The 16701-nt window shown below is 70.7% G+C and carries 14 protein-coding genes; 10 read left to right on the forward strand and 4 right to left on the reverse strand.

Annotated features, from left to right (window positions below; genetic code table 11):
* Positions 1-195 precede the first annotated feature (195 nt).
* From PHZ_RS02645 to PHZ_RS02655, 3 genes are all read left to right on the forward strand, one after another.
* Complete coding sequence (locus PHZ_RS02645; protein WP_012521050.1) at positions 196-1926, forward strand: type I secretion system permease/ATPase; 1731 nt, start codon at positions 196-198, stop codon at positions 1924-1926.
* Entirely contained in the window at positions 1923-3299 is a 1377-nt protein-coding gene (locus PHZ_RS02650; RefSeq protein ID WP_148216771.1) for an HlyD family type I secretion periplasmic adaptor subunit, read from the forward strand. Before PHZ_RS02645 ends, PHZ_RS02650 begins: the two co-directional genes overlap by 4 nt.
* Positions 3300-3535: 236 nt before the next feature.
* Positions 3536-5422 (forward strand): calcium-binding protein, encoded by a 1887-nt coding sequence (locus PHZ_RS02655; protein WP_049758112.1) that lies wholly within the window; start codon positions 3536-3538, stop codon positions 5420-5422.
* Between the two features lie 288 nt (positions 5423-5710).
* Here PHZ_RS02655 and PHZ_RS02660 read toward each other — a convergent pair whose 3' ends face one another.
* Positions 5711-6805 (reverse strand): M23 family metallopeptidase, encoded by a 1095-nt coding sequence (locus PHZ_RS02660; protein WP_012521053.1) that lies wholly within the window; start codon positions 6803-6805, stop codon positions 5711-5713.
* 233 nt (positions 6806-7038) lie between these two features.
* On the opposite strand from PHZ_RS02660, the gene PHZ_RS02665 reads away from it, so the two are divergent.
* From PHZ_RS02665 to PHZ_RS02695, 7 genes are all read left to right on the forward strand, one after another.
* Complete coding sequence (locus PHZ_RS02665; RefSeq protein ID WP_012521054.1) at positions 7039-7674, forward strand: sulfotransferase family 2 domain-containing protein; 636 nt, start codon at positions 7039-7041, stop codon at positions 7672-7674.
* Positions 7664-8698, forward strand: coding sequence for a radical SAM protein (locus PHZ_RS02670; protein ID WP_012521055.1), 1035 nt, complete (start codon positions 7664-7666; stop codon positions 8696-8698). The genes PHZ_RS02665 and PHZ_RS02670 overlap by 11 nt, the downstream gene beginning before the upstream one ends.
* Before the next feature lie 89 nt (positions 8699-8787).
* Complete coding sequence (gene rfbF / locus PHZ_RS02675) at positions 8788-9555, forward strand: glucose-1-phosphate cytidylyltransferase (protein ID WP_012521056.1); 768 nt, start codon at positions 8788-8790, stop codon at positions 9553-9555.
* Complete coding sequence (gene rfbG / locus PHZ_RS02680; protein WP_012521057.1) at positions 9543-10604, forward strand: CDP-glucose 4,6-dehydratase; 1062 nt, start codon at positions 9543-9545, stop codon at positions 10602-10604. The genes rfbF and rfbG overlap by 13 nt, the downstream gene beginning before the upstream one ends.
* Complete coding sequence (locus PHZ_RS02685; protein ID WP_012521058.1) at positions 10601-11842, forward strand: class I SAM-dependent methyltransferase; 1242 nt, start codon at positions 10601-10603, stop codon at positions 11840-11842. Before rfbG ends, PHZ_RS02685 begins: the two co-directional genes overlap by 4 nt.
* Positions 11842-12372 carry a dTDP-4-dehydrorhamnose 3,5-epimerase family protein gene (locus PHZ_RS02690; protein ID WP_012521059.1) on the forward strand — a complete coding sequence of 177 codons (531 nt, stop codon included), beginning with the start codon at positions 11842-11844 and terminating at the stop codon, positions 12370-12372. Before PHZ_RS02685 ends, PHZ_RS02690 begins: the two co-directional genes overlap by 1 nt.
* Positions 12369-13322 carry an NAD-dependent epimerase/dehydratase family protein gene (locus tag PHZ_RS02695; RefSeq protein WP_012521060.1) on the forward strand — a complete coding sequence of 318 codons (954 nt, stop codon included), beginning with the start codon at positions 12369-12371 and terminating at the stop codon, positions 13320-13322. The genes PHZ_RS02690 and PHZ_RS02695 overlap by 4 nt, the downstream gene beginning before the upstream one ends.
* Before the next feature lie 10 nt (positions 13323-13332).
* On the opposite strand, the gene PHZ_RS02700 is transcribed toward PHZ_RS02695, so the two are convergent.
* The 3 genes from PHZ_RS02700 to PHZ_RS02710 all read right to left on the reverse strand — a co-directional run bounded on the left by PHZ_RS02700 (position 13333) and on the right by PHZ_RS02710 (position 16621).
* Positions 13333-15618: a tetratricopeptide repeat protein gene (locus PHZ_RS02700; RefSeq protein WP_012521061.1), complete on the reverse strand. Its 2286-nt coding sequence runs from the start codon at positions 15616-15618 to the stop codon at positions 13333-13335.
* Positions 15619-15688: 70 nt separating this feature from the next.
* On the reverse strand, positions 15689-15973 hold the full coding sequence (locus tag PHZ_RS02705; RefSeq protein ID WP_012521062.1) for a SemiSWEET family sugar transporter: 285 nt from the start codon (positions 15971-15973) through the stop codon (positions 15689-15691).
* A gap of 6 nt (positions 15974-15979) precedes the next feature.
* A complete protein-coding gene (locus PHZ_RS02710; protein WP_049758113.1) occupies positions 15980-16621 on the reverse strand; it encodes a sensor histidine kinase in 642 nt (213 codons plus the stop codon).
* Positions 16622-16701 lie beyond the last annotated feature (80 nt).

A 16701-nucleotide genomic window follows, 5' to 3' on the forward strand; every position in this document is an offset into this window, starting at 1 on the left:
CCAGCCCCCCGGGCGGCCTGCCGGGCCGCGCCATTGACAATAAACCGGCGGCTCCGCATCTAGCCGCCCGCTTCGGAATTCCGGCCAGGATTCCGGGCGAGGCTGGACGAACGGCAATTCCGCATCCGCGTTCACCCTTTTCGGGTCAGAATGGTTTATCTGGCCGCAAGGCATGACGGAACAGCTCGGCGTCCCATGAAATTCCTGACGTTCCTCGCGAACCAGCCGGACAACGTGCTCACGCGGTCGCTGAGCGACTTCAAACGGGTGGCGGTCTGGGCGTTCAGCTTCAGCCTGGTCTCGAACCTGCTCTACATGGCGCTGCCGCTCTACACCTTCCAGGTGTACGGCCGGGTGCTGGTCAGCCACAGCCAGGCGACGCTCTGGATGCTGACCATCGTGACGCTGTTCGTGTTCGTGATCTCCAGCGTCATCGACGATCTGCGCGCTCGGATCCTGATCAACTACGGCGTGGCCCTGGACCAGCGGGTCTCGGGCCGGGTGTTCGCCAGCCTGTTCGACGCCGCCGTCCGCGGCGAGCCCGGCGCGCGCGCCCAGGCGCTGCGCGACCTCGACCAGTTCCGCCAGACCCTGACCGGCGTCGGCGCGGCGGCGCTGTTCGACGCGCCCTGGATCCCGGTGTTCCTGGTCGTGCTGTTCATCATCGATCCGCTCGTGGGCACGATCACGCTCGTGGGCGCGCTGATCCTGCTCGGCCTCGCCATCGCCCAGACCCGGGCCATGCAGCGGCCGCTCCAGGAGGCTCAGGATTCGGCCTTCAAGAGCTACGGCTTCACCGAGGCGGCCCTGCGCAACGGCGAGGTCGTCCGCGCCATGGGCATGCTGCCGACGCTGGGCGCGGCCTGGGCGCGGCACCGCGCGGTGACCATCGAGGCCGGCGCCACGTCGGCCGAGTACTCGAACTTCTACACCGACATCATCAAGTCCGTGCGCCTGGGCATCCAGGTGCTGATCATCGCCGTGGGCGCCTATCTGATCATCGAAGGCAAGATCCACATGGGCATGCTGTTCGCCAACATGATCCTGGCGAGCCGCGCCCTGCAGCCGATCGAGAAGATCGTCGCGACGTGGGAGCCCCTCAACAACATGGTCCGGGCGCACGAGCGCCTGCAGAACCTGCTCTCCAAGGCCGAGCCGCCGCCGCCCGCCACCAGCCTGCCGCGCCCGGCGGGCAAGCTCTCGGTGGAGGGGGTCAACTTCGCCCCGCCCGGCGCCCCCAAGCTGGTGCTGGCCGGCGTGAGCTTCTCGGTGGAGCCGGGCGAGGTGCTCGGCGTCATCGGCCCCTCGGGGGCCGGCAAGTCGACGCTGGCCCGCCTGCTGGTCGGCATCTGGCGCCCGCTGCAGGGCGTGGTGCGCCTCGACGGCGCCGACGTCTTCGCCTGGGACCGGGCGGACTTCGGCCGCTACGTCGGCTACCTGCCGCAGGACACCGAACTGTTCGCCGGCACCATCCGCGACAACATCGCCAGGTTCCGCGCCGACATCACCGATGAGGAAGTGGTGCAGGCCGCGCGCCTGGCCGGGGTGCACGAGCTGATCCTGCGCATGGCCAAGGGCTACGACACCGAGATCGGCGAGGGCGGCGCGGTGCTGTCCGTCGGCCAGCGGCAGCGCGTGGGCCTCGCCCGCGCCATGCTGGGCGCCCCGGCCTTCGTCGTGCTCGACGAGCCGAACGCGAATCTCGACGCCGAGGGCGAGGACGCGCTGGTGCGGGCGATCGACACCATGAAGGCGGCCGGCTCGACGGTGGTCATCATCTCGCACCGGCCGGCCGTGTTCCGCTCGGCCGACAAGATCGTGATGCTGCGCGAGGGCCGGGTCGAGATGTTCGGCCCGCGCGACCAGGTGATGGCGCGGCTCGTGAAGCCGGCGGCCGACGTCCGCGCCGTGGAGGGCGGTCGATGAAGCTGGACCTGACGACCACCAAGCCTTCGTTCGTCGCCCCCGCGTTCGACGGCGACGACAAGGGGCCGATGGACCCCGCGCTCGAGAAGCGCCTCCGCCGCCCGATGATCCTGGGGGCGGGGGTGATCGGGGCGTTCGTGATCGGCCTGGGCGCCTGGGCCTCGGTCACGCCGCTCAGCACCGGCATCACCGCGCCGGCCGAGGTGCGGGTCGAGAGCAATCGCAAGACCCTGCGGGGCAGCCGCCAGGGCGGCGTGGTGAAGCAGATCCTGGTGCGCGAGGGCCAGCACGTCCGCGCCCAGCAGCCGCTGCTGATCTTCAACGACGTCGAGGCGCGCGCCGCCGTCGACGTCTTCCAGAACCAGTACGACGTGATGCTGGCCCAGAACGCGCGGTACTCCGCCGAGGCGACGGGGCGCTCGTCCCTGACCTTCCCGGCCGAGCTCACCAGCCGGGCGGCCGACCCGCGGGTCGCCACCCTGATCCGCGACCAGGAGTTCCTGTTCGCCACGCGCCTGCAGCTGTTCCAGAGCCAGTCGGCCGTGCTCGGCCAGCGGATCGAGCAGCTCGAGACCCAGATCCAGGGCCTGCAGGCGCAGGTCGCCTCGATCGACGAGCAGCGCCGGCTGACCGAGGAGGAGCTCTCGGGCTACCGGACGCTGAACGAAAAGGGCTATGCGCCCAAGACGCTGATCCTGCGCTACGAGCGCTCGCTCGCCGAGCTGGGCGGCCGCCGGGGGCAGCTCGCCGCCGAGATCGCGCGCATCCGCCAGCAGATGGGCGAGACCCGCCTGCAGCTGGTCTCGCTGCGCGAGGAGCGCCAGAGCCAGGCCGCCGAAGGCCTGCGGGAGAGCCAGTCGCGGATGGCCGACGTGGTGCCGCGCCTGACGACCGCCAAGCAGGACCTGGCCGCGACGGTGATCCGCGCGCCGGTCGACGGCTACGTCTTCAACCTCACCCAGTTCACCGTCGGCGGCGTCGTCGGCTCGGGCGAGGTGCTGATGGACATCGTGCCGGCCACGACGCCGCTCACGGTCAGCGCGATGGTGCGGCCCGAGGACGTGGACCAGGTGCACATCGGCATGGACGCGCGGGTCCGCCTCACCGGCCTCAATTCGCGCTTCAACGAAGACCTCGACGCCAAGGTGGCGGTGATCTCGGCCGACCGGCTCACCGACGAGCAGAAGGGCCTGTCGTTCTACCGCGTCGACCTGCGAATCGACCCCCGCGAGCTGTCGAAGCTGAAGAAGGGCGTCGAGCTGACGCCCGGCATGCCCGCCAGCGCCCTGATCGTGACCGGCGAACGGACGGTGATGGGATACCTGATTTCGCCGATTACGGACGTCATGCGGGACGCCTTCCGCGAGGAGTAGGGGCGCCGATGCAACACCCTCCGCACGTCGGGAAACGGCGCCTTTTTGGTGTTGCCTAATTGGCAGGGTTCCGATACGTCTCGGCTTGGGCTCGTCTAACCTACGCCGCAGCCGTGCTATGGCGCTTGGGGTAATGGACCGCCGGGATTGCCCCATCGGGGATGGGGGTCAGGCGTTCCGGGGGTCCGTGTGACACAGACTGGAGAGACTTAATGGCTAGCTATATTTGGGAAACTATGACGCAGGCGAACGCTGACGCGTTCACCTCGAACGACGTCATCGTCTTCACCACCGCGGGTGCGACTGGTGCGGCGACCGTCGTGCAATTCGTTCCGGCCACGGCGACCACGCCGGCGTCGGTCAGCATCTCGTTCGGCGGCAAGTCGCTGAGCTTCGATGCGGCTGACGTGCAAGGCCGCACCAACCTGGCCGTCTACCCGGACGGCTCGGTCCTGTACGTGGGCTCGACGGGCCCCGACAACGGCGCGACCTCGGGCGGCGAAAACTCCGACGGCATGTACGGCGGCAACGGCAACGACACCCTGGGCGGCGGCAACGGCGCGGACCTGCTGCACGGCAACCTCGGCGACGACTCGCTGAACGGCGGCGGCGGCGCTGACTCCATCTACGGCGGTCAGGGCGACGATGACATCGTCATGGGCGCCGGCGGCTTCTTCGGCCACGGCAACCTGGGCGACGACAGCCTCGACGGCTCGGCCGGCAGCGCCACGACCGTCCAGTGGCTGTACGGCGGTCAGGGCAACGACACCGTCGTCGGCGGCGCGGGCGCTGACCTGCTGTTCGGCAACATGGGCAACGACAGCATCGGCGGCGGCGGCGGCAACGACCAGATCTTCGGTGAAGACGGCAACGACACCGTCACCGCCAACGGCGGGACCGTGGTTGTCTCCGGCGGCAACGGCGCCGACAGCATCACCGCTACTGGCGCGGCCGTGAACCTGCAGGGCAACATCGGCGACGACACCCTCGTCGCGACCGGCGCCGGCAACGACATCCTCGTCGGCGGTCAGGGCAACGACATCCTGACGGCCAGCACCGGCGGCAACGAGTACCTGAACGGCAACCTGGGCGATGATACGCTCACGGGCGGTTCGGGCAACGATCAGCTGTACGGTGAGGCTGGCGCTGACAGCCTCGTGGGCGGCGACGGCAACAACACGCTCATCGGCGGCGACGGCTCCGACTCGATCACCGGTGGCACCGGCAACGACAGCGTCAGCGGCGGCAACGGCTCGGACGTGATCGTGGCTGGCGACGGCGTGAACACCATCGACGCTGGCGAAGGCAACAACTCGATCACCGCCGGCTCCGGCAGCGACGTGATCACGGCCGGTGCGGGCAACGACACCGTCGTCGCCAACAACGGCAACAACTCGGTCTCGGTCGGCGACGGCGCCAACTCCGTCACGGCCGGCACGGGCAACGACACCATCACGTCGGGCTCGGGCAACGACACGATCGACGCCGGCAACGGCAACAACGTGATCTCCGCCGGCGACGGCGCCAACTCGATCACGGCCGGCACGGGCAACGACAACATCACGTCGGGCTCGGGCAACGACACCATCCTCTCGGGGACGGGCGCTGACACCATCGACGCTGGCGACGGCGCGAACTCGATCACCGCTGACGCCGGCAACGACGTCATCACGACCGGTTCGGGCGCGGACGTCATCCTCGGCGGCGACGGCAACGACGTGATCAACTCCGGCGCTGGCAACGACGTCATCACCGGCGGCCTGGGCAAGGACGTCATCACCGGCGGCGCCGGCGCTGACACCTTCATCTTCGGCAACGGCGACTCGGGCGTCACGGCCGGCGGCATCGACCAGATCCGCGACTGGGAAGCCACCGACCGCCTCGACTTCGCGGGCGCCGCGGCGACCGGCACCACCTACGTCGAAACCTCGGCGGCCGACTACGACGCCGCCAAGACGACGGCGGACGGCCTGATCGGCACCGGCATCGACTACGTCGCGGTGCAGGTCGGTTCGGACGTGGTGATCTTCACCGACAGCGCCGGCAACAACGGCACTGCGGAAGACGCCGTGGTCCTGGTGGGCCGCACGCTGGCCGACATCGACAGCTCGAACATCGTCTAAGCGACGATCGAGCTGAGTGCTTCTGGGGGCCGCCTTCGGGCGGCCCCCTTTTTATTGGCTGCTCGCCGGCGACGCGCGCGGCCGCGAACCCCCTTGCCGGGGGCGAGAGCCAGCTGAAATGTGCGGGATGTGGATAAAGATCGGGCGGCGGATCTTTCGACCCGCCGCCCGATCAAAGCGACACAGCCATGGAGAGCTAGGCTGACACAGAAGTTTAGCCGAAAGCTCGACCGCGCGAAAGGGATTCCCGGATCACGTGTCGGTTAACTTGGCCATAATGTCCGCTGCTCAGAGCCGCATCGAGACGCTGCGCTCCAGCGCGACCCGTCCTTCCCGATAGACTCGCATCCGCGCCGTGTAGGCGCCCGCCGGCCAGCCGTCCGCGGGCCGCTTCTTGCCCGCGTAGGCCATGTACTGGGCCTTGTCGCGGTCGAGCGGCGGCTGCCGGCCGCGGGCGAGCTCCGCGCCTCCCGGCCCGGTAAGGCTGATCTCCACCTCGTCCCCACCGCGAAGACCAATGCCGCGGCCGTAGGCGACGATGTAGGGAGAGCTCCGGGTGGGGGCGGCGATCGCGCCATCCTCGATGTTCCCCATGGCCACAGGTCCCGCGGCGAACCCCAGGTTCAGCACCGCGCCGGCCATGTAGGGCGTCTGCGTCACGACCTCCGCGCTCCACAGGGGCCTGCTCGGGCCGGCCCCGGTTCCAGTCCCGGCGTTGCACCCGTCACCCGCGCCCGGCGCCCAGGGATCGGTCACCCGCCCATCGTGGTGCACCTGGAAGTGCAGGTGCGGGAACTCCGTCGCCCCGGAGAGGCCCACCAGACCCAGGGGCTGGCCCGCAGCGACCGTGTCCCCGACCTTCACGCGCAGGCTGCCGCGCGCCAGGTGGCAGTACTGGGTCTCCCAGCCGCCGCCGTGGTCGATCACGACGCCGTTGCCGCACTCGCGCCCGTCGACCGGCGGGGCGCCGTCCTGGCGGATGGAGACGTCGTCCACGCCGTCCCGCAGCCGTGCGACCCGTCCCGGCGCAGCCGCCAGCACCGCGACGCCCCGCCGCTGGGCGGCCATGTCGGGGATACGGAAATCGACGCCCTTGTGCCCGTCGTAGGTCCGCCGGCCGCAGCGGTAGTCGCGCACGCCCGGTCCCGGGTCGCGGTCGACGTAGTGCTGCACCTCGCAGGTCCGGCCGGGCGTGCAGGCGATCGGCAGCCCGAACCGCGGGCCCTGGCCCGGGATGGCGGTCTGAGCGGGGACGGCGTTCCGCTCGGCGGCGGCGCTCTGGCCCGAGGCGGCGCTCTGGCCCGCCCCACCGCCTGACGCGTCACTGGCGGCCGGCGTACAGGCGACGACCAGGCCGGCGGCGGCAAGTGGCGCTAGGCGCATGTGTGACCTCCCTGAAGTGACGGCCGGGCAGCGTTGGTCGCAGCCCCGGCCAAAATGTGACACGGGCTGGCCCCCAGCGCGCCCGATGATGCTAGAACGGGCCCGCCGGGACGCCTGGGGCGGGCGACTCGGACCGACTGGACCTTCTCCGCAAGACCGATGATCCCGCACCTGCCGCACCCGCCACACGCCGCCCGACGCCGCCTTCCGCGTCCCGCCAGGAACCCCGCCCGATGATGGCGCTCTCGCACCGCTTCCTCTTCGTCCACATCCCGAAGACCGGCGGCAATTCGGTGCAGAACATCCTGCGCGCCTATTCCGAGGACGAGATCGTCTGCCGCGAGCCCTACCAGGACGGCGTGGAGCGGTTCGAGCTGCTCAATCCGACCTACGGCTTCTCGAAGCACAGCCCCCTGTGGGAGTACCGCGCCAAGCTGCCGCCCGAGACCTACGCCTCGCTGTTCAAGTTCGCCTGCGTGCGCAATCCGTGGGAGCGGGCGGTGTCCTACTACTTCTCGCCCCACCGCCAGGTCTCGACGTTCACGCGGGAGGCGTTCGTGGAGTTCCTGCCGACGATCCCGCCGATGATCCAGCACCTGCGCGAGACGCCGGACCAGCCCGCGGCTGGCATCCCGGGCAACTTCGACTATCTGATGCGCTTCGAGACGTTGCAGCGGGACTTCGACGTGGTCTGCGATCAGCTGGGAATTCCCCGCCAGGCGCTGCCGACGCGCAACAAGTCGGCCCGCGGCCGGGTCGAGGACTACTACGACCGCGGCACGACCGAGCTGGTCCGCGAGCTGTTCGCCGACGACATCGCGCTGTTCGGCTACGACATCCCCTGGGCAGGAGCCGAGCATGTTCTTTAAGCCGCTGGGCCGCCAGGCCGCCAAGCCCGCCCAAGCCCCCCTCGGGGCGCCTGCCGCCGCGCCGCCTGTCGAGCAGGCGACGATCAACGTGCGCTTCTTCACCGACTATCCGGTGTGCAACTACAAGTGCCCCTACTGCGTGGCCGGCCACGGACCGCCCGAGGGCCGCGGGCCGAGCCCCTGGGACGAGGACCGCTACCTCCAGATCATCGACAACATCTGCAAGCTGCCGTTCCCCATCAACATCCGCATCGGGGTGGGCGGCGAGTTCTTCATCTCGAAGGTGCTGGTGGAGGGCGCGCGGCGCCTGGGCGCCTCGGAAAACGTCCGCGTCCTGAACCTTATCACCAACCTCAGCTTCCACCCAAAGCAGTACGCCCGGATCCTGGCTGGAATCCCCAAGGAGAAGGTGGCGCTGGTGGCCAGCTACCACCCCACCGAGATCAAGAACGAGGACGCCTGGATCGCCGCGGCCCAGGAGCTGGGCACCTACTACGACCTGACGACCATGAGCGTCGCCTACCCGCCCTCGCTGCACAAGCTGCCGGAGGTGAAGGCCAAGTTCGAGGCCGCGGGCGTCGACCACTTCGTGCAGCCGTTCATCGGCGAGTACGAGGGCAAGACCTATCCCCAGGAGTACACCGAGGAGGAGCGGGCGATCATCCGCCAGGTGATCTACTCCCGCCACGACTGGGAGTTCCTGCTCAACCTGAAGCGTCCGGGCATGTGCAACGCCGGCTTCAAGTACCTGTTCGTCGATCCCGAGGGGAAGGTGTTCCAGTGCGGCGGAGCCCAGCACCTGAAGCCGCTGGGGGACCTGACCCAGTCGACCGAGATCACCTTCCATTCCGGTCCGCGGCCGTGCCCGGTGTCGGTCTGCCAGTGCGACACCGAGAACATCAACACCAAGGTGTTCGAGGACCACTACGCCTACCTCGACAAGAACCAGCACCGGTTCGCCTACCGCTTCGCCGAGGAGGCCAAGGAGGCGCCGTGGATGGACGAGTGGACGGTGGCTTACTAGCCGCCCGCGCGTGGGGCCGCTAAGAGGTCACGACTGCGCCCAGGGACGTGCTTGGGGCGCTACGGGGGCGGCGCGAAGGGTGCCTTGAGATGAAGACGGTGATCCTGGCCGGCGGCCTCGGCACGCGGATTTCGGAAGAAAGCCACCTGAAGCCCAAGCCGATGATCGAGATCGGCGGCCGGCCCATCCTGTGGCACATCATGAAGCTGTACTCGCACCACGGCTTCAACGACTTCATCGTCTGCCTGGGCTACAAGGGCTATGTGGTGAAGGAGTACTTCGCCAACTACGTGCTCCATCACGCCGACATCACGGTCGACCTGGACAAGGGCGCCATCGAGTATCACGCGACCAACCACGAACCCTGGCGGGTGACGCTGGTGGAGACCGGCGCCGAGACCATGACCGGCGGACGGCTGAAGCGGGTGGCGCGCTATCTCGATCCCGGCGAGCCGTTCTTCTTCACCTACGGCGACGGCCTTGCCGACGTGGACCTGAAGGCCCTGGCGGCCTTCCACCGCGGGCACGGCAAGGCGGCGACGATCACCGCCGTCGCCCCGCCCGGGCGCTACGGCGCCCTGGAGATCGAGGCCGGGCAGGTCCAGCGTTTCACCGAGAAGCCCCCGGGCGACAACGGCCTGATCAACGGCGGCTTCTTCGTCCTGCAGCCCGAGGTGATCTCGCGCATCGCCGGCGACGCCACCACCTGGGAGAACGAGCCGCTGGAGGGCCTGGCCCGCGACGGGGAACTGATGGCCTACCGCCACGACGGCTTCTGGGCGGCGATGGACACCCTGCGCGACAAGAACCACCTGGAGGCGCTCTGGGCTTCGGGCGAGGCGCCGTGGCGCCGGTGAACCGCGACTTCTGGGCCGGCAAGCGGGTCCTGCTGACCGGCCACACGGGCTTCAAAGGCTCCTGGGCGGCGATCTGGCTGACCGCCATGGGCGTCGAGGTGACGGGCGTGGCCCTGCCGCCGGACCAGCAGCCCAGCCTGTTCGAGCTGGCCGGCGTCGGCGGCCTTGTCCGCTCCCGGCTGGTCGACCTGCGCAATCCGCACGCCATCGCCGGCGCCCTGGGCGAGCGCAAGTTCGACCTCGTGCTGCACATGGCGGCCCAGGCGATCGTCCGCACGGCGATCGAGGATCCCGTCGGGGCTTTCGCCAGCAACGTCATGGGGACGGCCCACCTCCTGCAGGCGCTGCGCAGCGAGGAGGAGCTGAAGGCCGTCCTCGTGGTCACCTCGGACAAGGTCTACGCCAACGCCGAAACCGGCCGCGCCTTCCGCGAAGAGGACCCGCTGGGCGGCAAGGACCCCTATTCGGCGTCCAAGGCGGCGGCCGAGATCGTCGTGAAGAGCTTCGCCCAGAGCTATTTCGAGACCCAGGGCGTGCCCGTCGGAACGGCGCGCGGCGGTAACGTCATCGGCGGCGGGGACTTCTCGCGCGACCGTCTGATGGCCGACATCGTCCGTGCGGCCGAGGCGGGCGAGCCCGTAGTGCTGCGCCACCCGGAGGCGACGCGCCCCTGGCAGCACGTGCTGGACTGTCTGGCCGGCTATTTCCGCCACCTGGAGGCCCTGGCGACCGATCCGCAGGCCCCCAGGGCGCTGAACTTCGGGCCGCGGCCCGGCGGGCCCACCGTCACCGTCGGCGAGCTGGCCGGCGCCGCCGTCGAGGCTCTCGGCGCCAAGCCCTGGCGGCACGTGCGCGATCCCTTCTCGCTGGAAGCGAAGTCGCTGGCGATCGACGCCACCCTGGCGAAGGCGGCGATCGGCTTCGAAAGCCGGCTCGATGCGCCCGAGGCCGTGGCGCTGACCATGGAGTGGCACCGCCGGCGCGCCGCCGGCGAACCTGCCCTCGCCTTGTGCCGGGAGCAGATCGCGGCCTACGAAGCCCGCCCATGACCGCAACGCCCGCCTGCCGCTTCTGCCGCGCCCCGCTCACCCAGACCTTCCTGGACCTGGGTCTCCAGCCGCTGGCCAACAGCTATCTCACCCGCGAGCAGCTGGAGGCCGGGACCGAGGGGACCTATCCGCTGCACACCCGCGTCTGCGGTCGGTGCTTCCTGGTGCAGGCGGACGACGTGGTGCCCGCCGAGGCGATCTTCGACGCCGAGTACGCCTACTTCTCCTCGTACTCGGCCGGCTGGGTGGCGCACGCCAGGCGCTACGCCGAGGCGATGGCCGAGCGATTCGGTCTGGGCCCGGAGTCGCTGGTGATCGAGGTGGCCAGCAACGACGGCTACCTGCTGCAGCACTTCGTGGCGATGGACGTGCCGGTGCTGGGGATCGAGCCCACCGCCAACACCGCCGAGGCCGCCCGGGCGAAGGGCGTGCGCACCGAGACCGTCTTCTTCAACGAGCAGACCGCGCAGGCGCTGGCGGCCCGCGGCGACCGCGCCGACCTCATGGCGGCCAACAACGTCCTGGCCCACGTGCCGGACATCAATGGCTTCGTGGCCGGCTTCCGGCACGTGCTGAAGCCCGAAGGCGTGCTGACGTTCGAGTTTCCCCACCTCCTGAACCTGATCGAGCAGGTGCAGTTCGACACCATCTACCACGAGCACTTCAGCTACCTGTCGCTGCTGGCGGTGGAGCAGGTGCTGGCGGCGCACGACCTGATGGCGTTCGACGTGGAGCGCCTGCCGACCCACGGAGGCTCGCTGCGGCTCTACTGCGCGCTGCGCTCCTCGGGTCACGCGGAGACCGACGCCCTGCGGGCGCTGCGGGCCGACGAGGCGGCCGCGGGCCTCGGCCGGATCGAGACCTACGCCGGCTTCACGCCCAGGGTGGAGGCGGTGCGCGAGAGCTTCCGCGCCTTCCTCGAGCAGGCCCGCTGGGACGGCAAGGAGATCGCCGCCTACGGCGCGGCCGCCAAGGGCAACACCTTCCTGAACTACTGCGGAGCCACGGCGTCGGACATCGTCTGCGCCTTCGACGCCAACCCGGCCAAGCAGGGCCGCTACCTGCCCGGCAGCCACGTGCCGATCCTGGCCCCCGACAAGGTCGCCGAGGTGCGGCCCGACTACGTCCTGATCCTGCCCTGGAACCTGAAGGACGAGATCATGGGCCAGCTGGCCTTCATCCGGGACTGGGGCGGCCGCTTCGTGGTCGCCTCGCCCCGGACCCAGGTCCTGGACTGATGCGCTTCGAGGCCACCGCCATCCCGGGCGTGGTCCGCGTCGAGGCCGAGCCGCGCGCCGACGAGCGGGGCGGCTTCGCCCGCCTGCACTGTCCGGAAGAATTCGCAGCCGCCGGCGTCCCGTTCGTCCCGGCCCAGACCAGCCTGTCGCGCAACCCGCACGCGGGCACGTTGCGCGGCCTGCACTACCAGCCCGCGCCCCACGGAGAGGTGAAGCTGGTGCGCGTCGTGCGCGGCCGGGTCTTCGACGTGGCGGTGGACCTGCGCGCCGACAGTCCGACCCATCGCCGGTGGACCGCAGTCGAGCTCTGCGCCGAGACCATGACCGCCCTCCTGATCCCCGAAGGGGTGGCGCACGGCTTCCTGACGCTGGAGCCCGACACCGACGTGCTCTACCAGATCGCCCCCGCCTACCGGCCCGGGCGCGAGGCGGGCGTCCGCTGGGACGATCCGGCGTTCGGCATCGACTGGCCCGCCGTCCCGGCGCTGATCTCGGACCGCGACCGGACCTACCCCGACTACCGGGCATGACCACGGTCGTCCTCACCGGCGCGAGCTCGTTCACGGGCCTCTGGATCGCCCAGGCGCTGGCGGACGAGGGCTTTTTGGTGGTGGCGCCGCTGCGCCGCGCGGCCGGCGACTACGCGGGCCTGCGCGCCAGGCGGGTGGAGCGCCTCGCCGCCTGCGCCGAGCGGGTGTTCGAGGCGCCGGTGGAGTCGGACGCCTTCCGGGCCCTCCTGGCGCAGGCGCGGCCCACGATCCTCGCCCACCACGCCGCGGACATACCCGGCTACCGCAGCCCGGACTACGATCCGCAGGCGGGCTTCGCGCGCAACATGGCCGGCGTGCCGGAGGCCATCGCCGCCTTCGCCGCGGCCGGCGGCCGCGCCCTGCTGGCGACCGGCACCTATTTCGAGACGGGCGAGGGCGGCGGCGAGGCGGCGGCCAGCCCCTATGGCCTCTCCAAGGCCCTGACCAACGCGGCCCAGCGCGAGCTGGCGCACGCCGCCGGGCTGGCGTTCGGCAAGTTCGTGATCCCCTCGCCGTTCGGCCCGCACGAGGAGGGGCGGATCGTCTGGTCCCTGTTCCAGGCCTGGACCGAGGGCCGGGCGGCCGAGATCCGGACCCCCGCCTACGTCCGTGACCACCTGCCGGTCCCGCTGCTGGCCCGGGCCTATGCCGCGGCCGTGCGGGCGATGCTTGAGGCGGCGCCGGGCGCGGACCTGGCGTTCCGCCCCTCTGGATTCGTGGAGCCGGTCGGCGCCTTCGCCCGGCGCGTGGCCGCCGAGGTGCGCGCCCGCACCGGCATGGCCTGCGAGGTCGTCGAGCACCCCCAGACCGAGTTTCCCGAGCCGCGCACGCGGGCCAACAGCGAGCCCGCACCCTTCGCGGCGGGGGAGGAGGCGGCGTTCTGGGACGCTTGCGTGGCCTATTACGACGAGATCCGCGCCGCGGGCCTGCTGCACGCCACGGCCGCTTAGACGGTGCGTTCTAGGCCCGCGCCTGGGCGACCGCCTTGGCTACCGCCTCGAAGAAGTCCGTCGCCCACGGCTTCGTCCGGCCCAGCGGGCTGGCCTGCATGCGCGCACGCAGGGTGCGGCGCAGCTCGCCGATGCGGGCCGGATCGGCGGCCAGGGCGCAGGCGGTCTCCTCGTATCCGGCCACCGTCTCGGCGCAGAGGTCGCCCAGGCCGATGTTGTTCAGCACCGAGTAGCTGAGCCGCTCGTAGAGGGCCTCGCCCACCAGGCTGACCACCGGCGCCCCCATCCAGAGGGATTCGCAGGTCGTGGTGCCGCCCGTCTGGGGGAAGGTGTCCAGCGACATGTCGAGGCGGTTGTAGTGCGGCAGGTGCTGGCCGCGGACGGGCTCGAAGAGGATGCGCTCGGGCGCCACGCCTTCGGCGGCGAAGGCGGCGGTCATGTGCCGGCGGAAGCTCTCCGAGCCGCCCTCTGGACGGATGAACAGGAAGCGGGAGTTCGGCGTGCGAGCCAGGATCCGGCCCCAGGTCCGCAGCACGTCGGGATTGTACTTGTAGGGGTTGTTCGCCGTGCCGAAGGTCACGAAGCCGTTCCGCTCGACCGGCGCGGTCGTCTCCACCGCCGGCTCGTCCCGGTAGACCCCCTCGGCCAGGGCGTACCAGCAGTCGGGCAGCAGCAGCGGCTTCTCGATCAGGAGCGCCGGATCGGCGGGCTGCATGAAGGGGTCGAGGACGAGGAAGTCGATGGTCGAGAGCCCGGCGGAGTTGGCGTATCCCAGCCAGCTCGCGGCCAGCGGCGCGGGCTTGTAGGCCATCACCTCCAGCTTGTTCATGTGGGTCGAGCCGCCCAGCTCGATGAGGATGTCCAGCTGGTCGTCGGCGATCATCTGGGCCGCGTCGCGGTCGCTGATGTTCGGCCGCCAGCGGAAGGCGTCGACCAGGGATTCGATCATCTTCTGGGCCCGGTCGGCCTCGCCCTGCTTGTACGAGTAGCAATAGACCTCGAAGCGCTCGCGGTCGTAGTGCTGGAACAGCGGCATGGCGAAGAAGCCCACGGGGTGGGCCCGCAGGTCCGACGACATGAAGCCGATCCGCAGCTTCGTCCGGCCGGCGGGGGCCGCCTGGGTCGTGACCGGCTCGCGCGCGGCCAGGGCCTCCACGCGCTGGCCCCACTGGCGGTGGAACTCGACCAGGTCGCGGCGGTCCTGGGGGGTGCGCACGCGGGCCGCCAGGTTCATGAAGCCGCTGTGCAGGCCGGCGCCCGCGAAGGCCCGGCCGAGGTCCGACAGCGAGCCCAGGGCGTCGACGGCCGCATGGTCGCCGACCCGCAGGAAGATCTCGGCCGCGATCTTCTTCTGCAGCCCGCTGAGGGTCCGCGGCAGGGCCGCGCGGCGGAGCACCTGATAGGCCTCCTCGATGTGCGCGGCCTCGTCCCCGTAGCGTGAGCGCTGGAGGCTTTCGGCGAGGGCGAACAGATTGTCCAGGTCGTCGGGCTGCAGCTCCAGGGCCCGCCGCAGGTGGCGGTTGGCCCGCTCGCGGTCGGTGTCGGCGTAGAGCCCGCCCAGCTCGCGGTGCGCCCAGGCCTGGCGCTCGTCGGCCTCCAGCGCCTTGGCGAGCACGGCCTCGGCCTCGGCGACGCGGCCCTCGCGGCGGAGCAGGATGACCGGCCCCTGCCGGAACTTGGGCTCGGTCGGGAACAGCTCGGCCGCGCGCGCCATCGTCTCGACGGCCTCGTCGTTGCGGCGCAGCTCCATCAGCAGGCCGGCCAGGTCCAGCCAGGTGTTCGGATTGGTCCGCTCCAGCAGGATTGCCTGCCGGAACCTGGCGAGCGCGGGATCGTGGCGTCCCTGGCGCAGGAGGGCGCGGCCGAGCAGGCGGTGGTGCTCGGCCTTCTTCGGCTCCAGGCGCACGAGCTGCAGCAGCACCGCTTCGGCGGCGGCGGGGTCGTCGCGGTCCAGATGGACATTGGCGAGGTTGGACATCGCCGAGGTGTTCTTGGGCTGCAGGCGCAGCACGGCGGCCAGCGCCGCCGCCGCCTCGGCCGGCCGCCCCAGCCGGCGGAGCAGCACGCCGTGCAGGTTCATGAGGTCGGCGGCGCGCGGATGCCGCTCGAGCCCCTGGCGCGCCCAGCGCTCGGCCTCGTCGTAGCGGCCGGCGCGGTAAAGCTGGATCGCCAGGGTGTGGTAGACGCCCAGCGGCTGGTCCGGGGCGTCGTTGAGCAGGGCCGTGAGATGTCCGACGGCCTCGGCCGCACGCCCGCCGTTCAGGGCCGCCTGCGCCGCCGCCAGCCGCTGGTCCATTCGCCGCTTCCGTCCGCTCCGGCCCGAGCGTGGGCCCGGGGGAGGACTTACGGCCCGGCGCCGCGCGTGGCTAGGCCCTGACGTCCCCCGTGCGCGAGAACCGCCACTTCAGCGCCAGGATGGTGGCCGACATGGTGAGGCAGACCACATTGGAGCCGATCACCGGCCAGCTGCCGATCAGCGCCCCGTAGATGATCCAGAGGGTGAAGCCGGTCACCGTGACCACGTACATCCGAAGCGACACCGAGGAGGCGTCCCGCTCGCGCCAGATCTTCACGATCTGGGGGGCGAAGCTGGTCATGGAGCACAGGGCCGCCCCCGTACCGACCAGGTTGGCGACGTTCGATCCGTCCATGTCTCGCTAAGGCTCCGCCCGATCCACGGGCACGCTAACGGCGATCCGCGTCCCCGGTTGCGCCGGGGTGACCTGCAGCGGCGCGCGGAGCTGCTGGGCCATGAGCTGGATGATCGTCCGGCCGAAGCCGTCCGCCGCCGCCTCGGGGGCGCCCGCGCCGTCGTCGGCGACGGCGAGCTCCAGCCCCTCGGGCGCCTTGCGGAGCGACAGCGAGACCCGGCCGCGCCGCCCATCGGGAAAGGCGTGGGCGAGGGCGTTCACCAGGGCCTCGTTCGCGATCAGCGCCAGCGGGGCCGCGACCCGGGCGGGCGCGTCGGCGGCTTCCAGGTCCATGGCGATCTCGATGTCCTCCCGCCCCGCGCCGGCGGCCAGGTCGCTGGCGAGCTCGCGCAGCAGGCCCGAGAGCTCGACCCGTTCGGCGCCGCCTTCGCGACGGATGTGGCGGTGGGCGAGGCTGACCGCAGCGATGCGCTGCTGCACCGCCCGCAACGCCTGCCGGGCGGCTTCGTCCCGGGTCCGGCGCCCTTGCAGGAGCACCAGCGAGCCGATCAGCTGCAGGTTGTTCTTGATCCGGTGGTCGGTTTCCCGCTGGAGCTCGGCCTGTTCGGCGAGGGCGTCGCGCAGGGATTCGATCTCAGTCTCAGACATGGGAACTCCGTGCGCCGCGACGGCGGCTTTGGCTGATAACGCGCGAGGCGCAGCTAGGCTGTCATGGCCGTGACACACGC

It is taken from the genome of Phenylobacterium zucineum HLK1, assembly GCF_000017265.1.
In the GTDB taxonomy this organism is placed as follows: domain Bacteria; phylum Pseudomonadota; class Alphaproteobacteria; order Caulobacterales; family Caulobacteraceae; genus Phenylobacterium; species Phenylobacterium zucineum.